Origin of the sequence: Streptomyces sp. 5-10 (genome assembly GCF_014712245.1) — a bacterium.
Lineage (GTDB): Bacteria > Actinomycetota > Actinomycetes > Streptomycetales > Streptomycetaceae > Streptomyces > Streptomyces violaceusniger.
Window position 1 is genome coordinate 22,677 of record NZ_JACVYG010000043.1, and the last position, 17,188, is coordinate 39,864.

A 17,188-nucleotide genomic window follows, 5' to 3' on the forward strand; every position below is an offset into this window, starting at 1 on the left:
AGATCTCAACGTCATGTCCGAGTCCGGGTCCACCTACGCCGCCGCGGGCGTCGACATCGAGGCGGGCGACCGCGCCGTCGAGCTGATGAAGGAGTGGGTCAAGAAGGCGAGCCGGCCCGAGGTCGTGGGCGGCCTCGGCGGTTTCGCCGGGCTCTTCGACGCCTCCGCCCTGGCCCGCTACCAGCGTCCGCTGCTCGCCTCCGCCACCGACGGGGTCGGCACCAAGGTGGACATCGCCCGGCGGATGGGCGTGTACGACACCATCGGCCGCGACCTGGTCGGCATGGTCGTGGACGACCTGGTGGTCTGCGGCGCCGAGCCGCTGTTCATGACCGACTACATCTGCGTCGGCAAGGTCTATCCGGAGCGCGTCGCCGCCATCGTCAAGGGCATCGCCGAGGGCTGCACCCTGGCCGGCTGCGCCCTGGTGGGCGGCGAGACCGCCGAGCACCCGGGGCTGCTGGGCGCGGATGACTTCGATGTCGCCGGGGCCGGTACGGGCGTGGTCGAGGCCGATCGGGTGCTGGGCGCGGAACGTATCCGAACGGGTGATGCGGTGATCGCCATGGCATCGTCCGGACTTCACTCGAACGGGTACTCACTCGTCCGCCATGTGCTCTTCGACCGGGCCGGCTGGGCGCTGGACCGCGAGGTGCCGGAGCTCGGCCGGACGCTGGGGGAGGAACTGCTGGAGCCCACCCGGATCTACTCGCTGGATTGCCTGGCCCTCACCCGCACCACCGAGGTGCACGCTTTCTCGCACATCACCGGCGGCGGACTCGCCAACAACCTCGCGCGGGTCATCCCCGAGGGGCTGCGCGCGGTCGTGGACCGCTCGACCTGGACTCCTGGCGCGATCTTCCAGCTGGTCGGCGAGGCCGGCTCGGTCGAGCGCCTGGAGCTGGAGAAGACCCTCAACATGGGTGTCGGCATGATGGCGGTGGTCCCGGCCGGCTCCGTGGATGTGGCGCTCACCACGCTCGCCGACCGCGGCGTCGAGGCCTGGGTCAGCGGTGAGATCACCGAGCGCACGGCCGGGGACGCGGAAGCGGTGACGCTGACCGGTGACCATGCGGGCTGAGACGGCCGCGCCAGGCGCGCGGACAGCACAGAAGCCGGCCCGAGGCGGCTGCCCCGGACCGGTGGAGGTGTGCGGCGATAAGCCGAGCGCCTGGAACGAGTGGTTCAGGCGCGGCGACGCTGCGGGGACGGATCGGACTGTTCGTCGTCCTCGTCCTCATCGTCGTTGTACAGATCCGCGTACTGTGCGTACGGGTCGTCGTCCAGCTCATCGTCCTCGAACCGCTCGCCATTCGGCGGCTGGCTCGATGTCGATGCGCCCAGCTCCTCGGCCAGGCGTGAGAGATCCGTCCCACCGCTGTTGTACTTCAGCTGGCGGGCGACCTTCGTCTGCTTGGCCTTGGCCCGGCCGCGCCCCATGGCTCGACCCCCTCAACGACGGGGCTCGACGGCCCCAGAGTCTTGACACGCGTTCACGTTCATAAGTCGGAGCGGACTCTCAGAAGAGAGACCGGTCCGTAGGGCTTCAACGGTACCTGCTTCTGTGGCCATACGGTACGTCGCCCACACGACGTGCCACGAGGCAGAACCCGCGAGGAGCCCGTTCCTCGCTGGTCAGCTGCGATTTTAACGTGTCTTGTGCGCCGACCCGCCGACAGGCCGTGAGGGATCTCTCCCCGATGGCACCCAGGGGGCTCCCATGTCCCCCGTACGGCGGCCTCCGGCAATCGATCCCGCACGGCCCGTCCGCGGCCTCACATCGCTCCTCAGACGCTCTCAGGCGCTTCCCAGGGCCCTCGGGCGCCCCGCGGCCCATGCCCGTGGCATCTGCCCGGCCATGGCTCAGCCGCCATGGCCCTCCGCCATCCGGTGCTCGGCCAGCCGGTCGGCGGCCGCGGCGGGTGGGATGCCGTCGGTCCGTGCCCGATCGAATATGGCCAACGTCGTGTCGAAGATCTTCGCCGCCTTGGCCTTGGCCCGGTCGAAGTCGAAACCGTGCAGCTCGTCGGCCACCTGGATGACACCACCGGCGTTCACCACGTAGTCCGGCGCGTAGAGGATGCCGCGGCCGTCCAGGTCCTTCTCGACGCCCGGGTGGGCCAGCTGGTTGTTGGCCGCGCCGCACACCACCTTCGCGGTCAGGACGGGCACCGTGGCGTCGTCCAGGGCGCCACCGAGCGCGCACGGGGCGTAGACGTCCAGGTCGGCGCGGATCAGCGCCTCGGTGTCCCGGACCGCCTGGACGCGGGGGTGGCGGGCCAGCACGCGGTCCACCGACTCGGCGCGCACATCCGTGACCACGACCTCGGCGCCGTCCTCCAGCAGGTGCTCCACCAGGTGGTGGCCGACCTTGCCGACCCCCGCGATGCCGACCCGGCGGCCGCGCAGCGTGGGCGCGCCCCAGGACGCCTGGGCGCTCGCCCGCATCCCCTGGAAGACGCCGAAGGCGGTCAGCACCGAGGAGTCACCGGCGCCGCCGTGCTCGGGGGAGCGGCCGGTGGTCCAGGGGCACTCCCGGGCGATGACGTCCATGTCGGCCACATAGGTGCCCACGTCGCAGGCGGTGACGTAGCGACCGCCGAGGGAGGCCACGAAGCGGCCGTAGGCGAGCAGCAGCTTCTCGGTCTTGATCTCCTCGGGATCGCCGAGGATCACGGCCTTGCCGCCGCCGTGGTCGAGCCCGGCGAGCGCGTTCTTGTAGGACATGCCGCGGGCGAGGTTGAGCGCGTCGAGGAGCGCCGCTTCTTCGGGGTGCTCTTCGGAGGCGTAGGCGTGGAATCGGGTGCCGCCGAGGGCCGGGCCCAGGGCGGTGGAGTGGAGGGCGATGACGGCTTTCAGGCCGCTCTCCCGGTCCTGGCAGAGCAGCACCTGCTCATGCCCGCCGAGATCGGAGCGGAACAGTGTCGAAAGCGGTGAGAGAGGGTTCGGCACGCGACTCTCCGTCGGACCGTCGGCGCTGACGGTGTGACGTACGTCGGTCACGGTGGTGACTCCCATAGGTCGGGGTAGACGCCCTCCTGGCTGGTGGGGAGGGCCGTGGGCAAGAGGGTAAGCCCTGGGGGCCCGGGGGATCGGCCATGTCCCCGACGAGTCCGTACGCCAGGCATGGGACGATGCCGTCAGGCGGGGGTAAGGGAGCCCCTGGCGGTGGTCTCAGCCTTGAGGGAGCGCGTGTGACCTTGGCGTCTTCGGTGATTGTCCCGTACGCGGCGTATCTCCGGGTCTATGAGCCACTGGCAGCGTTTCCGGAGCCGGAGAGATCGCACTGGGCGCGGTATGCCAAGCGCGACGACCTGCCGGGCGCGCAGGACGAGCTGCGCCGCTCACTCGCGGACCTCCTGCCGGTCCCGCCGGTGGCGGTTCCGGTGCACGAGAGCGCGGACGCCTTCGTGGCGCTCGTGGACGGCGTCACCTGCGTCTGCCCGTGGCGCACCCGGCTGAGGGGCTGGCTGGCCCTGGAGGAGCTGCCGGAGCGCCTTCCCGGGCCCCTTCTGGACGCGGCCCTGCCCCCGGTGGTGCGCCGGCAGGCGGTGGCCGACTTCGAGCGGTGGCTGGAGCGCAACCCGGACGCCCGGCCGTGGATCCGCTCGGCCACCTGGCATGTGCCGGTGCGCTGGTTCGTGCTCTTCGGGGACGAGGAGCGCGAGTTCACCAAGGGTGACGACGGTCTCATCCTCCGCTACCGCACTCCAATGGTCCAGGCCAGACGCCGGGTTGCGCGTGGCCTTAAAGTGCTCAAGGAGGCTCTCGGCGAGGGGCCGCTGATCGACGGGCTGGTGGACGTCGGCCGGTGGCTCGAGGAGTTCCACCCCCGTTCGCTGGTCGAGCTGGACTACGGCGGTCTGGTGCACACGCTGCCGGCCGGGCAGCTGGAGGACGACCACTCGGCCGCGGATGTGGCGGAGGGCCTGGCGGCGCTGCGCGACGGGGACGGGGAGCGGGCGGGCGTCGCGTACGAGCGGCTGACCGACCGCTGGAGCGTGGTCCGCGGGCGGCAGAACGCGAGCTGACCGCCCGGCCGGCCGGACGGGCGCCGGGCGACCGGTTGAGCGGTCCACCGGCGGTCCACCGGCGGTCCACCGGCGGTCCACCGGCGGTCCACCGGAACAGAGGGGACGTAGGTCCCGATCCGGGCCATTGCCTCAATCGTGACCTAAAGCACTGACTTCGGGCCTTGCGGTAATCACCCATCCTCGTGTCAAAATAGGACAAGGAGTCCGGGAGGGGCTCCTTCCGCCCAACTATGGGCGGATTCATCGGTATTGCACTCCTTGGCGGATCTGGTGACCCCTGATCCTGTTGTGACTGATCGTCACGGCCGCGTGACAGTCCGTTATGGCATGGTCCATCGGCTTCCGTCGAGGTTGGTCACCTGAGAGGGCAATTCCATCGGTTTGGCCGACGGGGCTGGACAGATGGTGTAGTTGTAGTGCCGAGGACAAGCCGTTCGTCCTATAACCGACTCGGCCCGCGTCCGCCATTTCGGGCAACGTGGGTCAAGGTGCAGAATTTAGAGGAAAGAACCGTGATGGTTCGGTTCTCCCGAGGAGGCCGCTCATGACCGCTCGCACCCCTGATGCCGAGCCGCTGCTGACCCCGGCTGAGGTTGCCACGATGTTCCGCGTGGACCCGAAGACGGTCACTCGCTGGGCGAAGGCAGGCAAGCTCACGTCGATCCGCACGCTCGGAGGGCATCGGCGCTACCGCGAAGCGGAGGTCCGTGCTCTTCTTGCGGGCATCCCGCAGCAGCGCAGCGAGGGCTGAACAACCGCATAACCGGGCATTTCCGGGCCCCCCAGCCCGGCTTTCGCCTGTATAGCTCCACCACGACGGGTGCCTGCCCCAACAGGCCCTCCACCGCTCGACATGGGTGCGTCGTTGATCGCGCTGGACTCCGCCGGGTCCGGCGCGATCTTTTTATGCCCTGGGACGGCCTTCCGGAGGGTGCCTCCAAGGGTCTTCAAGTGTCTCTGGAAGCGCAATCGTTCGCGTTGTGCGGGGTGGTCCGCAAGGGGCTCGGGGAAGCTCGCGGAGAGCTTTCGGGGGGCTCGCGAGGGTCACGGACAGAGGGTGCAATTGCACATATTAAATTGACCCATGGTGAGCGGGGTGTAAGTTCCCTCACTCCGGAAACTCATTCGGTGACTCCCGTCACACATCCCAACCCTTGCCCTGTGCCCAGTGATTGCGCTAAAGGGCAACTGCGGTAAGGGCTTACCGAGTTGGCGGTGGCGAGGCCGCCGCCGTCTCCTCGCGCTCCTGGTGTTCGGCCCCGTCGGCCGCCCCCTCGGCCGCCCCCTCGGCCGCCTTCTCGCCCGCCTCGTCGGCCGCCGAGGGCTCCATCGCCAGCCGCAGCAGGCGATGGCAGATCGGGCAGTGCCGGGTGAAGTGGCGGTTGCCCGCGGCGGCCGCCAGATGGGCGCGCAGCAGCGCCCTGGTCTCATGCTTCGCGGACGTCGTCATACGCCGCACCTCCCGCGCACCCCCGGCGCACACCTTTTAGTTTGGGTACCTCTGTGGGTGGTGCGCCGTCAAGACGCGAAAGACCCGGATCCAGATAAGGATCCGGGCCTTCCGGGTAAGCGGTCCTGACGGGATTTGAACCCGCGGCCTCCACCTTGACAGGGTGGCGAGCACTCCAAACTGCTCCACAGGACCAACAGTGACGCTTGCGACTTCGCCGCGGTGCGCCGCGCTGTGTGCGCTGCGATGCAGACTCTACAGCAGGTCAGGGGGTGCGGTCGAACTCGCGCCCGGCAGGGCTCCGGCGGGGCTCCGGCGGGCCGCCGGAGCCCCCGGGACACCCCTACGGCGCCACCGCGTCAATGGCCTTCACGATGCGCTTGTCGGACACCGGGTAGGCCGTGCCGAGGGCGTGCGCGAAGTAGCTGACCCGCAGCTCCTCGATCATCCAGCGGATCTCCAGCGCCTCCTGGGGCACCGGGCGCCCGGGCGGGAACTGCTCCAGCAGCCACGCGTACTCGTCCCGCATCTCCCGCACCTTCGCCATCCGGGCGCGGTCCCGGTCGGCGTTGCCCGGAAGCTGCTGGAGCCGCCGGTCCACGGCCACCAGATAGCGCATGAGGTCCGGAAGCCGCCGCACGCCGTGGGCGGTCACGAAGCCCGGCGTGATGAGCTCCGAGAGCTGCTCCCTGATGTCCGTCAGCGACGGCAGCAGCACCGGGCTGCCGGTGGCCTTCAGCCGCCGCTCGCACGACTGCCAGGCCGCCAGCACCTCCTGGACCTTGCGCACGGTGTCCAGCGTGGCGTCCATGATGTCGCCGCGGACGGCGTCGAAGAGCTTGCGGAACGATTCCTCGTCCCAGGCCGGGCCGCCACGGGCCGCGATCAGCCGGTCGGCCGCCGCGGCCACGCAGTCGTCGAACAGCGCCCGCACACTGCCGTGCGGGCTGCTGGAGAGCGCCAGCTTGGCCTGGTTGGAGAGCTTGTCCTGGACGAACTTGGCCGGGTTGGACGGCAACTGGAGCAGGATCAGCCGGCGCGTCCCCCGCCACATCGCCTCCCGCTGCTCGGCCTCGGTGTCGAAGAGCCGTACGGCCACCGAAGCGCCCTCGTCGACGAGCGCCGGATACGCCTTGACCGGCTGGCCGCCGCGGCGCGTCTCGAAGGTGCGCGGCAGCGTGCCGACCGTCCACCGGGTCAGCCCGCCGCGCTGCTCGATCCCCACGGCCTCCTTGGAGGACTCGAACGCCTTGGAGATCGCGGCCCGCGTCTTGGGCCGCAGCCGCTGCCGCAGCGCCTCCAGGTCCTTGTCCTCGGCCAGCTTGCGGCGCCGCTCGTCCACCACCCGGAAGGTGATCTTCAGGTGGTCGGGGACCTTCGTCAGGTCCCAGTCCTCCGGCTCGACCCGTACACCCACCATCCGCTGGAGCTCCCGCCCCAGCGCCGCCGTCAGCGGCTCCTGGAGGGGGACAGCGCTTTCCAGGAAGCGCTTGGCGTAGTTGGGCGCCGGGACGTAGTGGCGACGGACCGGTTTGGGCAGCGAGCGGATCAGCTCGGTGACCAGATCCTCGCGCAGCCCCGGGATCTGCCAGTCGAAGCCGTCCGCGGTGACCTGGTTGAGCACCTGGAGCGGAATGTGGACGGTCACACCGTCCGCGTCCGCCCCCGGCTCGAACTGATAGGTCACCTTGAACTTGAGCTTCCCCTGGCGCCAGGAGTCCGGGTAGGCGTCCTTGGTGACGTCCCGCGCCCGCTCGTTGATGAGCATCGACTTCTCGAAGTTGAGAAGCTCCGGCTCCTCGCGCCGCTTGTGCTTCCACCAGGAGTCGAAGTGTGCTCCGGAGACGACATGCTCGGGGATCCGCTGGTCGTAGAAGTCGAAAAGCGTCTCGTCGTCCACGAGGATGTCGCGGCGCCGGGCCCGGTGCTCCAGCTCCTCGACCTCGCCCAGCAGCTTGCGGTTGTCGTGGAAGAACTGGTGGTGGGTGCGCCAGTCGCCCTCCACCAGGGCGTTGCGGATGAACAGGTCGCGGCTGGTCTCGGGGTCGATCCGGCCGTAGTTGACCTTCCGCTGGGCGACGATCGGCACCCCGTAGAGCGTGACCCGCTCATAGGCCATCACCGCGGCCTGCTTCTGCTCCCAGTGCGGTTCGCTGTAGGTGCGCTTGACCAGGTGCTGGGCGAGCGGTTCGATCCACTCGGGCTCGATCCGGGCATTGACCCGCGCCCACAGCCGGGACGTCTCCACCAGCTCCGCCGACATCACCCAGCGCGGCGGCTTCTTGAACAGCGCCGAGCCGGGGAAGACCGCGAACTTGGCGCTGCGCGCGCCCACGTACTCGTTCTTGTCGGCGTCCTTCAGGCCCACATGGGAGAGCAGCCCCGCCAGCAGTGAGGTGTGGACGCGGTCGGGGGACGCGTCCTGCTCGGACATGTGGATGTCCATGGTCTTGGCGACCGTGCGCAGCTGGCTGTAGATGTCCTGCCATTCGCGTATGCGCAGGTAGTTGAGGTATTCATTGCGGCACATCCGGCGGAAGGCGGAGGAGGAGAGCTCCTTCTGCCGCTCGCGGACGTACTTCCACAGATTGAGGAAGGCCAGGAAGTCGCTGGACTCGTCCTTGAAGCGGGCGTGGCTCTGATCCGCCTGCTGCTGCTTGTCCGAGGGGCGCTCGCGCGGGTCCTGGATGGACAGCGCCGCCGCGATCACCATGACCTCGCGGACGCACCCGTTGCGATCCGCCTCCAGCACCATCCGGGCCAGCCGCGGGTCCACCGGCAGCTGGGCCAGCTTCCGGCCGACCTGGGTGAGCCGCTTGCGCGGGTCCTTCTGCTTGCTGTCCAGGGCGTGCAGCTCCTCCAGGAGCTGGATGCCGTCCTTGATGTTGCGGCGGTCCGGCGGGTCGATGAAGGGGAACTTCTCGATGTCGCCGAGGCCGGCGGCGGTCATCTGGAGGATGACGGAGGCCAGGTTGGTCCGCAGGATCTCGGCGTCGGTGAACTCCGGGCGGGTGACGAAGTCGTCCTCGGAGTACAGCCGGATGCAGATGCCGTCGCTGGTCCGGCCGCAGCGGCCCTTGCGCTGATTGGCGCTGGCCTGGGAGATCGGCTCGATGGGCAGCCGCTGGACCTTGGTGCGATGGCTGTAGCGGGAGATCCGGGCGGTGCCCGGGTCGATCACATAGCGGATGCCGGGGACGGTCAGCGAGGTCTCGGCCACGTTCGTCGCCAGCACGATCCGGCGGCCGGTGTGTCTCTGGAAGACCCGGTGCTGCTCGGCGTGCGACAGCCGCGCGTACAGCGGGAGCACCTCGGTGAGCGGGAGCTTCTTCTTGTTCAGCGCGTCGGCGGTGTCGCGGATCTCCCGCTCACCGGAGAGGAAGACCAGGATGTCGCCCGGGCCCTCGGCCTGGAGCTCGTCGACCGCGTCGCAGATCGCGGTGATCTGGTCCCGGTCGCTGTCCTCGCCGCCCTCCTCGAGCAGCGGGCGGTAACGCACCTCGACCGGATACGTACGCCCGCTGACCTCGACGATCGGCGCGTCGCCGAAATGGCGGGAGAAGCGCTCGGGGTCGATGGTGGCGGAGGTGATCACGACCTTGAGGTCGGGGCGGCGGGGCAGCAGCTGGGCCAGATAGCCGAGCAGGAAGTCGATGTTGAGGCTGCGCTCATGGGCCTCGTCGATGATGATCGTGTCGTACTGGCGCAGCTCGCGGTCGGTCTGGATCTCGGCGAGCAGAATGCCGTCGGTCATCAGCTTGATGTGGGTGTCCTGGCTCACCTGGTCGGTGAAGCGGACCTTCCAGCCGACGGACTCGCCGAGCGGCGACCGCATCTCCTCGGCGATGCGCTCGGCCACGGTGCGGGCCGCGATCCGGCGCGGCTGCGTATGGCCGATGAGGCCCTTGACGCCGCGTCCCAGCTCCAGACAGATCTTGGGAATCTGGGTGGTCTTCCCGGAGCCGGTCTCACCCGCGACGATCACCACCTGGTGATCACGGACGGCCTCGAGGATCGCGTCCTTCTTCTGGCTGACCGGCAGCTCTTCCGGATAGGTGATGGCCGGCACCGCGGCGCGGCGGTCCGCGACCCGCAGCTCGGCACGCGTCATCTCCTCGGCGATCTCGCCGAGCACGGCCGCACGGGCCTCGGGTTTACGGATCCGGCGCACACCGTCGAGCCGGCGTCCCAGCCGCTGCTGGTCGCGCAGCATCAGCTCGGGCAGCCGCTCCAGCAGGGCGGGCAGGGCGGGGGCAGGCATGGTGGACATACGGACCCCAGGATCTCACCTCCGGAAAACGGCTGGCGAACCATTTCCGTCCGCGCCGCGTTGCGCGATATGTGCGATATGTATGGGCTCGTCGCTTTAGCGTGATCTCATGGCCGATGAGCTGGCGCAGCGCCCCGACCCCGAGCCCGAACGCCGATCACCGCGATGGGGGTGGAGGGCCTTCAAGCGGTCCCCCTTCTTCCCCGCGACCGTCATCGTGCTGATCATCTCTGCGGGGGCCGGGCTCTTCGCGGGCTCGTACACCTACGCCTTCGCGAACCCCACCCCCCGGAACGTCCCCACCGCCGTCGTGGTCCCCGCTCACGGCGCCGCCCCGCTGAACCGGTTCCTCGCCGGGATGGAGCAGGCCCTGAACGCCTCCCTCCGGCTGCATCCCTACCCGACCTACGCCAAGGCCCGCTGGTCCCTGGAGGAGCAGCGGGTCTTCGCGGTCCTCCAGGTGCGCGGCCGCGGCGTGCGGATGGATGTGGCGAGCGCGGCCGGGGCGACCGTCGCCCAGGTGCTCGGCCAGGCCGCGGGCAAGGTCGGCCGGGTGTCCGGGGTGCCGGTCACGGTCAAGGACGTGAAACCGCTGCAGCCCGGCGATCCGCGCGGCCTCGCGGTCTTCTACATCTCGCTGGCCGCCACGATCATCGGCTTCCTCGGCGCCATCCAGCTCAGCGTGAACGCCGCCGCGCTCAACCCGGCCGAGCGGATCACCTTCATGATCGCGTACGCCCTGCTCGGCGGGTTCACGATCGCGGTGATCGTCGACCAGGGGCTGGGCGCGCTCCGGCTCCCCTTCCCGGAGTCCTGGGCGATCCTGGCGCTGACGATGTTCACCTCGGGGCTGGTGTTCTCCATGTTCAACGTCCTCTTCGGGCGCTGGGCACTCATCCCCACCTGGGGGCTGTTGGTGCTCCTCGGCAACCCCTCATCCGGCGGCGCCGTCTCCTGGCCCCTGCTCCCCTCCCTCCTCGGCGCGATCGGCCGCTGGCTCCCGCCGGGCGCCTCGGTCAACGCCCAGCACACCGCGATCTACTTCCGCGCCCACCAGCACGCCTTTCCGTTCTTGGTGCTGGTGGCGTGGTGTCTGGTGTCCGCCGTGGTCTTCTGGACCTGGCGCCACCGCCACCCGGGCGGACGGCCGCCGAGGGCGACGCCGACGCGGTGCTGAGGTTTTGGGGGTGTCCGGCGGACCGTGCCGCCTGCGGCGGGCCCCTCCCCTCCCCGCCCCTCCCCGAAACCGGGGCAAAGCCCCGGGCCCCGGGGTGGGGGTTTGCCTCGGGCTCGGGGGTGGGGGGTCTGTCCTGGGCTCCGGGTGGGGGTTTTGCCTCGGGTTCGGGGGTGGGGGGTTCTGTCCTGGGCTCGGGGTGGGGGTTTGGTCCCGGGGCTCTGGGTGGGGGTTTGTCTCGGGCTTTGGGGGTGGGGGTTCTGTCCTGGGGCCCGGGTGGGGGTTTTGCCTCGGGCTCGGGGGTGGGGTTTCTGTCCTGGGCTCCGGGCGGGGGTTTTGCCCTGGGCTCCGGGTGGGGGTTTTGCCCTGGGCTCTGGGTGGGGGTTTGTCTCGGGTTCGGGGGTGGGGGTTCTGTCCTGGGTCCCAGGCGGGGGTTTTGCCTAGACCCCGGGCGGGGCTTTGCCTCGGGCTCCGGGGTGGGGGTTCTGTCCTGGGTCCCGGGCGGGAGTTCTGCCCTAGACCGCGGGCCGGGTCTCTGCCCCAGGCTCCGGAGCGGGGCCTTTGTCCCAGGCCCCGGGCCGGGGGCTCTGCCTCAGGCCCCGGGCCGGCGCTTCGCCCCTTCTCCCAGCATCGATATGTGGCTCCGCCGCGTGGCGGGGTTCTGCCCTGGACCCCAGGGTCCAGGGCAGAACCCCGGCCCGGGGTCTGGGGCGAAGCCCCAGTTTCGGGAAGGGGCGGGGAGGGGAAAGACGACCCACCGGACACCCCCGCACGCGGGCACGCGAAGAGGTCCCTCCCCTGCGACCAGGGGAGGGACCTCTTCGCGTTTCTATGGAGCGCCGAGCAGGCCTTGCACCTACATCCCTCGTTTGGAGACGAGTATCTTTCCTTAGACGACCGACGCATCAACTCCCGCCCTCCGGGGCGGCGTTGCGAGATCAACTATACCCCATCCGGGGGATCACAGCCGCCACAGCGGGGCGTCGTACCGCTCGGGCTGAGTCCCGATCAGCAGCGCCCGCAGATCCGCGCGTTGGACACCGCTCAGCCCGAGGACCTCGGTGAGACGGCGGAAGGTGGTGTGGCTGACCCCGCGGGCGCGGGCCTCCTCCGCGAAGCGGGCGACCCCGGCGAGTACGGCCCTGGGCCGGAACGGACCCTCGGGCGCCGCCCCGAACCGCGCGGCCTTCTCCCGCTCGTAGTCGATCTCCGAGTAGCCGCAGACCTCCCGGCAGTGCCGCTCGGCCTCGGCGAGGCCGGTGGTGTCGGCGATGGCCCCGGCCAGCCGGTTCCGGCGGAACGCGGTGTCGAGATCCGCCTCGTGGACCACGGCCCCGTCGTCCGTCAGGGGAACGGTGAGCCCCGCGTCCCGTACCTCGCACAGCCCGCGCACCCCCCGCGCCGCCGCCGTGAGCATGCCGGTGGCCTCCGACGGATGCCACTCCATGACGGGGCCGATGGGCGCGACGTCGTCGGCGGTCAGCGTATGGACCACCCGCTCCAGCCGTTCGTGCAGCAGCTCCACCGGAATCTCCCCGTCCAGCCCGGGCCCGGCGACCAGCAGCCGGATCTCCGCGTTCACCTGGGCGCACGCGGCGAGCGACAGCGCGTCCCCGAGCGGGCTCCGCAGCGTCGGCTCATCGCCGTGCGCGAGGATGTCGCCGCCCACGTCCAGCAGGTCGATCGACGCCGGGGCCAGGTGCTCGATCAGCTCCTCCAGCTGCCGGACCATGCCCTCCACGCCGTGGTGGGGGTCGAGCAGGGCGAAGGTGTGCGGCAGCTCGGCGGCCAGACGGGGCAGTGTGGACCCGGCGGGCGCCACGGGCCTCGCGTCCTCGGGCACGGCGTACACGCTCGGCGTCAGCGCCCGCAGACCGGTGAAGTCGGCCGCTGCCCGGGGCCCGGGGGCGGGGTCGACGAGCAGCCGGTCCCAGGCGTACGTCAGGACCACCGCCCGGTCGTCGGCCGTCCCGGGCCCGTACAGAGCCCGGTCGAGCACCGCGGCGGCAACGGCGTCCCCGCCCCCTCCGCCCGCCACGATCAGCCGCGTCATCCGCCCAGCGTACGGCGGGAGCGGACCATTCCGTCGGACGGGACGCGGCGGCCGTCAGTGCGCGGTGAGCCCGCCGTCGACCACGAGCTCCGAGCCGGTGACGAACGACGACTCGTCGCTCGCGAGGAAGAGCATCGCCGGCGCGATCTCGTCCGCCCTGCCCGCGCGGGCCATCGGCGTCCGCACGATGTCCGGCTGCTGATCGCCCTGCTCGTCCAGGAGGTCCTGGATCATCGGAGTGGCGATCACCCCCGGGTGCACCGAGTTGACCCGGACGTTGTCGCGGGCGTACTCGACCGCCGCGGTCTTCGACAGCAGCCGGACGGCGCCCTTCGACGCCTGGTACGCGGCCGCCGCACCGCTGCCCACCAGCCCCAGCACCGAGGATGTGTTGATCACCGACCCCCTGCCGCTCGCGCGCAGCAGCGGCATGGCCGCCTTCATCCCCAGCCAGGTGCCCTTCTGGTTCACCTCGATGACGCGGTCCCAGGACGCCTCATCGGTGCCCTCGATGCCCGGCCAGTCCAGGATCCCGGCGATGTTGACCAGCACGTCCAGGCGGCCGAAGCGCTCCCGTACGGTGGCGATCACATCGCCCCACGCCTCCGCCGAGGCGACGTCGAGAACGGCCGAGGTCACGTCGGTGCCGCCGCGCTCCTCGAGCCGTTTCTCCAGAGCCTTCAGCGGCTCCGCGGCCACATCGGCGAGGAGCAGCCGTGCTCCCTCTTGTGCGAAGAGTTCGGCGGTGGCCGCGCCGATCCCTCCCGTCGCTCCGGTGATCAGGGCGACTTTGCCGTGCAGACGTCCAGACATGGGCGCTCCGTTCCTCGTCTCGCTCTCGACCGGGATCCGACCCGCGTCTCGACTTGCATCCCGATCCGAATCCCGACCCAGTCTGCGCAGGTCAGCGGGGGTCAACCAGGACGCGCGCCGCCTGGGTGCGGCACACCCAGGCGGCGATACGAGAACGGGGCCGGGGGCCCGTCAGACGGTCCGGAACGTCACCTCGGCCTCCTCCTCCGGTTCCTCCGGCTCTTCCGGCGCCTCCGGCTCTTCCGGCGCCTCCGGCTCCGCCGGCTCTTCCGGCGCCTCCGATCCCTCCGGAGCCTTGCGGTTCTTGAGGACGGCCGGGTTGGTCTCGGGAGCCGCCGCCACGGCGAAGACCGTGACCGCGCCCATGACGATCAGGAACAGCGCGACCGGCCAGGACGCCCCCGCCCACGCGAGCAGCGCGGTGGCGATGATGGGGGAGAACCCGCCGACGATCATCGACGCGAGCTCATGCCCCAGGGCGAGCCCGCTGTAGGCCACCCGGCTGGCGAAGAGTTCGGTGAAGAACGCCGGCTGGGTGCCGATCATCGCCCCATGGCCGATCACGACCGCGACGAAGATCGCCACGAAGATCAGCACCGGATCGCGCGTGTCGAACATCGCGAAGAACGGATAGGCCCAGACGATCACCGCGACCGCGCCCCCGATGTACACCGGGCGGCGTCCTATGCGGTCGGAGAGCGCCCCGAACATCGGCATCGCGAACGATTCGAACAGCATCCCCACCACGAGCGCGGCCAGCACCACCCCCTTGCCCACCCCGACCTCGGCCGCGTAGGAGAGGCTGAAGGTGAGGAAGAGATAGCTCGCACCGGTTTCGGCGACCCGGGCCCCGAAGGCGATCAGAATCGACTTGGGGTGGGTGCGGATGACGTCGATGAGCGGCGGGGTGGACTTCTTCGGCTCCGACTCCTTCTCCCGGAACGCGGGCGTCTCCATGATCCGGAGCCGGATCAGCAGCCCGACGGCGGTGAGCAGGATGCCGACCACGAACGGAACGCGCCATCCCCAGGCGAGGAAGGACTCCTTGGTGGTCACCGCCTGGGCGAGCGCGTAGGCGGAGGCGGAGAGGACGAACCCGAGCCCCACACCGGTCTGGCTCCAGGCCGAGTAGAAGCCGCGGCGGTGGCTCGGCGCGTGTTCGCTGACGATCAGCACCCCGCCGCCCCACTCGCCGCCGACGGCGATGCCCTGCACGATCCGCAGCGCCACCAGCAGCACCGGCGCCCAGGCCCCGATGGTGGCGTAGGTGGGCAGCAGGCCGATCAGGCAGGTGGCGACGCCCATGATCACCAGAGTGGTCACCAGCATCGACTTACGGCCGATCCGGTCACCGAAGTGCCCGAAGACGATGCCGCCCAGCGGCCGGGCGAGGAACCCCACCGCGTTGGTGCCGAAGGCGGCGATCGTTCCCACCAGCGGATCGAAGGTCGGGAAGAAGAGGGAGTTGAAGACGAGCGCGGCGGCCGTGCCGTAGAGGAAGAAGTCGTACCACTCCAATGCGCTACCGAACAAACTTGCGATCGCTGCCTTGCGTACTTCGCGCGGGGTGCCCTTCACGTCTGCCATGTCGGCTCTCCAATGGCCGCTTCGGATGGGATCAAGACCTGCGGCTCGGGTGTGTTGGGGGATTGTTCGCAGCTGGTTCTCATGGCGGGAACGGCGGCGTTCCGCTCACCGGGACAGGACGTGAACTGACGGCCTCCGGCCGCTCAGGAGGGCTGCACCCGTACGCCTCTCACACGTCCCACGTTCGTGGGATAGGCATACTTTCATGCCTTACTCTCCGCTTCGTCTGGTCACGCTTTCACGGTGTCGGCCCCGCCCGGGGACCGTGACGAAGGAGAAGACACCTATGGGTGGAAGGCTCGTCATCGCTGCCGCGGCATTGACCCTGGTGCTGACGCCTGGCGTCGCGTCGGCGACACAGGACGGCGACGACCAGACGACCGGTTCCTACAGCGCCGAGGCGACCATGCCCCAACACTCCGAGGGGACCGAGTCCCCCAGCTCGGAGGCGCCCGCTTCCCACAACTCCGGGACGACAGCCTCCCCCAGCTCAGAGACGCCCGCTTCCCACAACTCCGGGGCGACAGCCTCCCACAGCTCAGTGACGCCCGCCTCCCACAACTCCGAGGCGACCGGTTCCCACGAAGCCCCCCGCGCCGACGAGGGCGTGCCCGGCTACGAGGTGGTCACCCTGCCCAATGAGAACGTCCCGAACTTCCAGCGGCGCACGGTGTACTGCCCGCCGGGGAAGAAGGTCATCGGCGGCGGTGCCGAGGCCCGGGGCAACACCGCCATCCTCGTCGGCAGCTTCCCCACCGATGACGAGAGGGGCTGGATCGGGCTGGGCCGCCAGACCTCCGCCGACAACGTGGGCATCAGCGTCTTCGCCATCTGCGCCTCCGTCTGATCGTTGATGCGGGACAAGAGCGCCCCCGTGGGCGTGGCAGGCGATGAAGAAGCCCCCTCCGGATGCACCGGGAGGGGGCTGTGCCCTGTGGGGGCGCTGACCGGCTCACTCCGGGGTGCTGACCGGGCCGACGCCAGGAAGGTGATGTCGAAGGTGACCCGCCCGCCGGAGGTGGTCGCTGGTGCAGCGGCTCGCCGACGAGGACCCGCCCGAGGCGCTGCCCGCCTTGCTGTCGATGCCCCCGCTGGCGCGCTCAACGGGGCTCTGCCCTGGTGAGGGTTGCGGTGGCGGGGGTCAGGGTCGGGGTCAGTGTCGGGGTCGAACCGGCGAGGTTAGTGGGCGGCCGCGCGCAACGCCGCCTCGATCGCGGTGGTCAGCGTTTCCAGATACTCATCGTCGCTGCGGCCCCGTGTGACCAGTATGCGGAATGCGAGCGGTGCGATCAGCAGGTCGGTGCCGAGGTCCAGATCCAGCCCGGGGGGAAGTTCGCCGCGGTCGATCGCGCCCTGCAGTATCGCGCGCGCCGCCGCCCGCCGCGGTGCGGTCACTCCGGTGTGGAGCCCCTCCGCCAGAGCGTCGTTGTGGCTGGCCTCGGCGAGCAGCCCGGCCGCGATCCGGGCCAGTAGCGGATTGGCCAGTTGGCCGCGGAAGGTGGCGAACAGCTCGCGCAGGTCGGTGTGCAGGGCGCCCGTGGCCGGCGTGGGCGGGAGCGCGTCGGTGACCTTGCTCCGGATCAATTCGGTGACCATCGCCTGCTTCGAGGGCCAGCGCCGGTAGAGCGCGGCCTTGCCCACTTCGGCACGCCGGGCCACCGACTCCATCGACATCCGCGCGTACCCGGCCTCGGCGAGTTCGGCGAAGACCGCCTCGGTGATCGCCTCGGTGACCCGCTGTCGCAGGGCCGCCCCGCCGGTCGCCGGCCGGCCCTTCTTCTGCTGTGCTGTCATGCTCCCGAGCATA

At 70.2% G+C, this 17,188-nt stretch carries 13 protein-coding genes and 2 tRNA genes; 5 read left to right on the top strand and 10 right to left on the bottom strand.

All coding sequences use genetic code 11. The features are described 5' to 3' along the window. Positions 1 to 13: 13 nt before the first annotated feature. Positions 14 to 1,081: a phosphoribosylformylglycinamidine cyclo-ligase gene (purM, locus tag IEJ02_RS35060; RefSeq protein ID WP_191068541.1), complete on the top strand. Its 1,068-nt coding sequence runs from the start codon at positions 14 to 16 to the stop codon at positions 1,079 to 1,081. Positions 1,082 to 1,185: 104 nt separating this feature from the next. On the opposite strand, the gene IEJ02_RS35065 is transcribed toward purM, so the two are convergent. Together IEJ02_RS35065 and IEJ02_RS35070 are read right to left on the bottom strand one after the other, a co-directional pair. Next, entirely contained in the window at positions 1,186 to 1,440 is a 255-nt protein-coding gene (locus IEJ02_RS35065) for a DUF3073 domain-containing protein (RefSeq protein WP_137978866.1), read from the bottom strand. A gap of 423 nt (positions 1,441 to 1,863) precedes the next feature. After that, on the bottom strand, positions 1,864 to 3,018 hold the full coding sequence (locus tag IEJ02_RS35070) for a Leu/Phe/Val dehydrogenase (RefSeq protein ID WP_223864993.1): 1,155 nt from the start codon (positions 3,016 to 3,018) through the stop codon (positions 1,864 to 1,866). 176 nt (positions 3,019 to 3,194) lie between these two features. On the opposite strand from IEJ02_RS35070, the gene IEJ02_RS35075 reads away from it, so the two are divergent. Together IEJ02_RS35075 and bldC are read left to right on the top strand one after the other, a co-directional pair. Then, positions 3,195 to 4,031 (top strand): DUF8083 family protein, encoded by an 837-nt coding sequence (locus IEJ02_RS35075; protein ID WP_191068543.1) that lies wholly within the window; start codon positions 3,195 to 3,197, stop codon positions 4,029 to 4,031. Positions 4,032 to 4,578: 547 nt separating this feature from the next. Continuing rightward, positions 4,579 to 4,785, top strand: coding sequence for a developmental transcriptional regulator BldC (gene bldC, locus IEJ02_RS35080; RefSeq protein ID WP_020869672.1), 207 nt, complete (start codon positions 4,579 to 4,581; stop codon positions 4,783 to 4,785). Positions 4,786 to 5,235: 450 nt separating this feature from the next. Here bldC and IEJ02_RS35085 read toward each other — a convergent pair whose 3' ends face one another. The 3 genes from IEJ02_RS35085 to hrpA all read right to left on the bottom strand — a co-directional run bounded on the left by IEJ02_RS35085 (position 5,236) and on the right by hrpA (position 9,754). Continuing rightward, positions 5,236 to 5,484, bottom strand: coding sequence for a DUF6274 family protein (locus tag IEJ02_RS35085; RefSeq protein ID WP_191068544.1), 249 nt, complete (start codon positions 5,482 to 5,484; stop codon positions 5,236 to 5,238). A 120-nt stretch (positions 5,485 to 5,604) separates the two neighbouring features. Continuing rightward, a tRNA-Asp gene (locus IEJ02_RS35090) sits at positions 5,605 to 5,679 on the bottom strand. Between the two features lie 148 nt (positions 5,680 to 5,827). Further along, positions 5,828 to 9,754: an ATP-dependent RNA helicase HrpA gene (gene hrpA, locus IEJ02_RS35095; RefSeq protein ID WP_191068545.1), complete on the bottom strand. Its 3,927-nt coding sequence runs from the start codon at positions 9,752 to 9,754 to the stop codon at positions 5,828 to 5,830. Between the two features lie 109 nt (positions 9,755 to 9,863). On the opposite strand from hrpA, the gene IEJ02_RS35100 reads away from it, so the two are divergent. After that, positions 9,864 to 10,931: an ABC-2 transporter permease gene (locus IEJ02_RS35100; protein ID WP_191068546.1), complete on the top strand. Its 1,068-nt coding sequence runs from the start codon at positions 9,864 to 9,866 to the stop codon at positions 10,929 to 10,931. Positions 10,932 to 11,760: 829 nt separating this feature from the next. On the opposite strand, the gene IEJ02_RS35105 is transcribed toward IEJ02_RS35100, so the two are convergent. From IEJ02_RS35105 to IEJ02_RS35120, 4 genes are all read right to left on the bottom strand, one after another. Continuing rightward, positions 11,761 to 11,832 (bottom strand) — tRNA-OTHER (locus IEJ02_RS35105). Between the two features lie 57 nt (positions 11,833 to 11,889). After that, a complete protein-coding gene (locus IEJ02_RS35110; RefSeq protein WP_191068547.1) occupies positions 11,890 to 12,981 on the bottom strand; it encodes a DUF1152 domain-containing protein in 1,092 nt (363 codons plus the stop codon). A gap of 54 nt (positions 12,982 to 13,035) precedes the next feature. Continuing rightward, entirely contained in the window at positions 13,036 to 13,794 is a 759-nt protein-coding gene (locus IEJ02_RS35115; RefSeq protein ID WP_191068548.1) for an SDR family NAD(P)-dependent oxidoreductase, read from the bottom strand. A 171-nt stretch (positions 13,795 to 13,965) separates the two neighbouring features. Continuing rightward, positions 13,966 to 15,381, bottom strand: coding sequence for an MFS transporter (locus tag IEJ02_RS35120; RefSeq protein WP_223864994.1), 1,416 nt, complete (start codon positions 15,379 to 15,381; stop codon positions 13,966 to 13,968). Between the two features lie 286 nt (positions 15,382 to 15,667). On the opposite strand from IEJ02_RS35120, the gene IEJ02_RS49240 reads away from it, so the two are divergent. Beyond that, the gene (locus IEJ02_RS49240) at positions 15,668 to 16,228 is read left to right on the top strand and encodes a hypothetical protein (RefSeq protein WP_223864995.1); all 561 of its coding nucleotides are present in this window, start codon (positions 15,668 to 15,670) and stop codon (positions 16,226 to 16,228) included. 332 nt (positions 16,229 to 16,560) lie between these two features. On the opposite strand, the gene IEJ02_RS35130 is transcribed toward IEJ02_RS49240, so the two are convergent. Then, complete coding sequence (locus IEJ02_RS35130) at positions 16,561 to 17,175, bottom strand: TetR/AcrR family transcriptional regulator (RefSeq protein WP_191068549.1); 615 nt, start codon at positions 17,173 to 17,175, stop codon at positions 16,561 to 16,563. Positions 17,176 to 17,188: the final 13 nt, after the last annotated feature.

Coding starts and splice junctions, on each gene's coding strand:
- purM (WP_191068541.1), top strand. CDS start 14: ATGTCCGAGTCCGGGTCCACCTACGCCGCCGCGGGCGTCGACATCGAG.
- IEJ02_RS35065 (WP_137978866.1), bottom strand. CDS start 1,440: ATGGGGCGCGGCCGGGCCAAGGCCAAGCAGACGAAGGTCGCCCGCCAG.
- IEJ02_RS35070 (WP_223864993.1), bottom strand. CDS start 3,018: ATGGGAGTCACCACCGTGACCGACGTACGTCACACCGTCAGCGCCGAC.
- bldC (WP_020869672.1), top strand. CDS start 4,579: ATGACCGCTCGCACCCCTGATGCCGAGCCGCTGCTGACCCCGGCTGAG.
- IEJ02_RS35085 (WP_191068544.1), bottom strand. CDS start 5,484: ATGACGACGTCCGCGAAGCATGAGACCAGGGCGCTGCTGCGCGCCCAT.
- hrpA (WP_191068545.1), bottom strand. CDS start 9,754: ATGTCCACCATGCCTGCCCCCGCCCTGCCCGCCCTGCTGGAGCGGCTG.
- IEJ02_RS35100 (WP_191068546.1), top strand. CDS start 9,864: ATGGCCGATGAGCTGGCGCAGCGCCCCGACCCCGAGCCCGAACGCCGA.
- IEJ02_RS35110 (WP_191068547.1), bottom strand. CDS start 12,981: ATGACGCGGCTGATCGTGGCGGGCGGAGGGGGCGGGGACGCCGTTGCC.
- IEJ02_RS35115 (WP_191068548.1), bottom strand. CDS start 13,794: ATGTCTGGACGTCTGCACGGCAAAGTCGCCCTGATCACCGGAGCGACG.
- IEJ02_RS35120 (WP_223864994.1), bottom strand. CDS start 15,381: ATGGCAGACGTGAAGGGCACCCCGCGCGAAGTACGCAAGGCAGCGATC.
- IEJ02_RS49240 (WP_223864995.1), top strand. CDS start 15,668: ATGGGTGGAAGGCTCGTCATCGCTGCCGCGGCATTGACCCTGGTGCTG.
- IEJ02_RS35130 (WP_191068549.1), bottom strand. CDS start 17,175: ATGACAGCACAGCAGAAGAAGGGCCGGCCGGCGACCGGCGGGGCGGCC.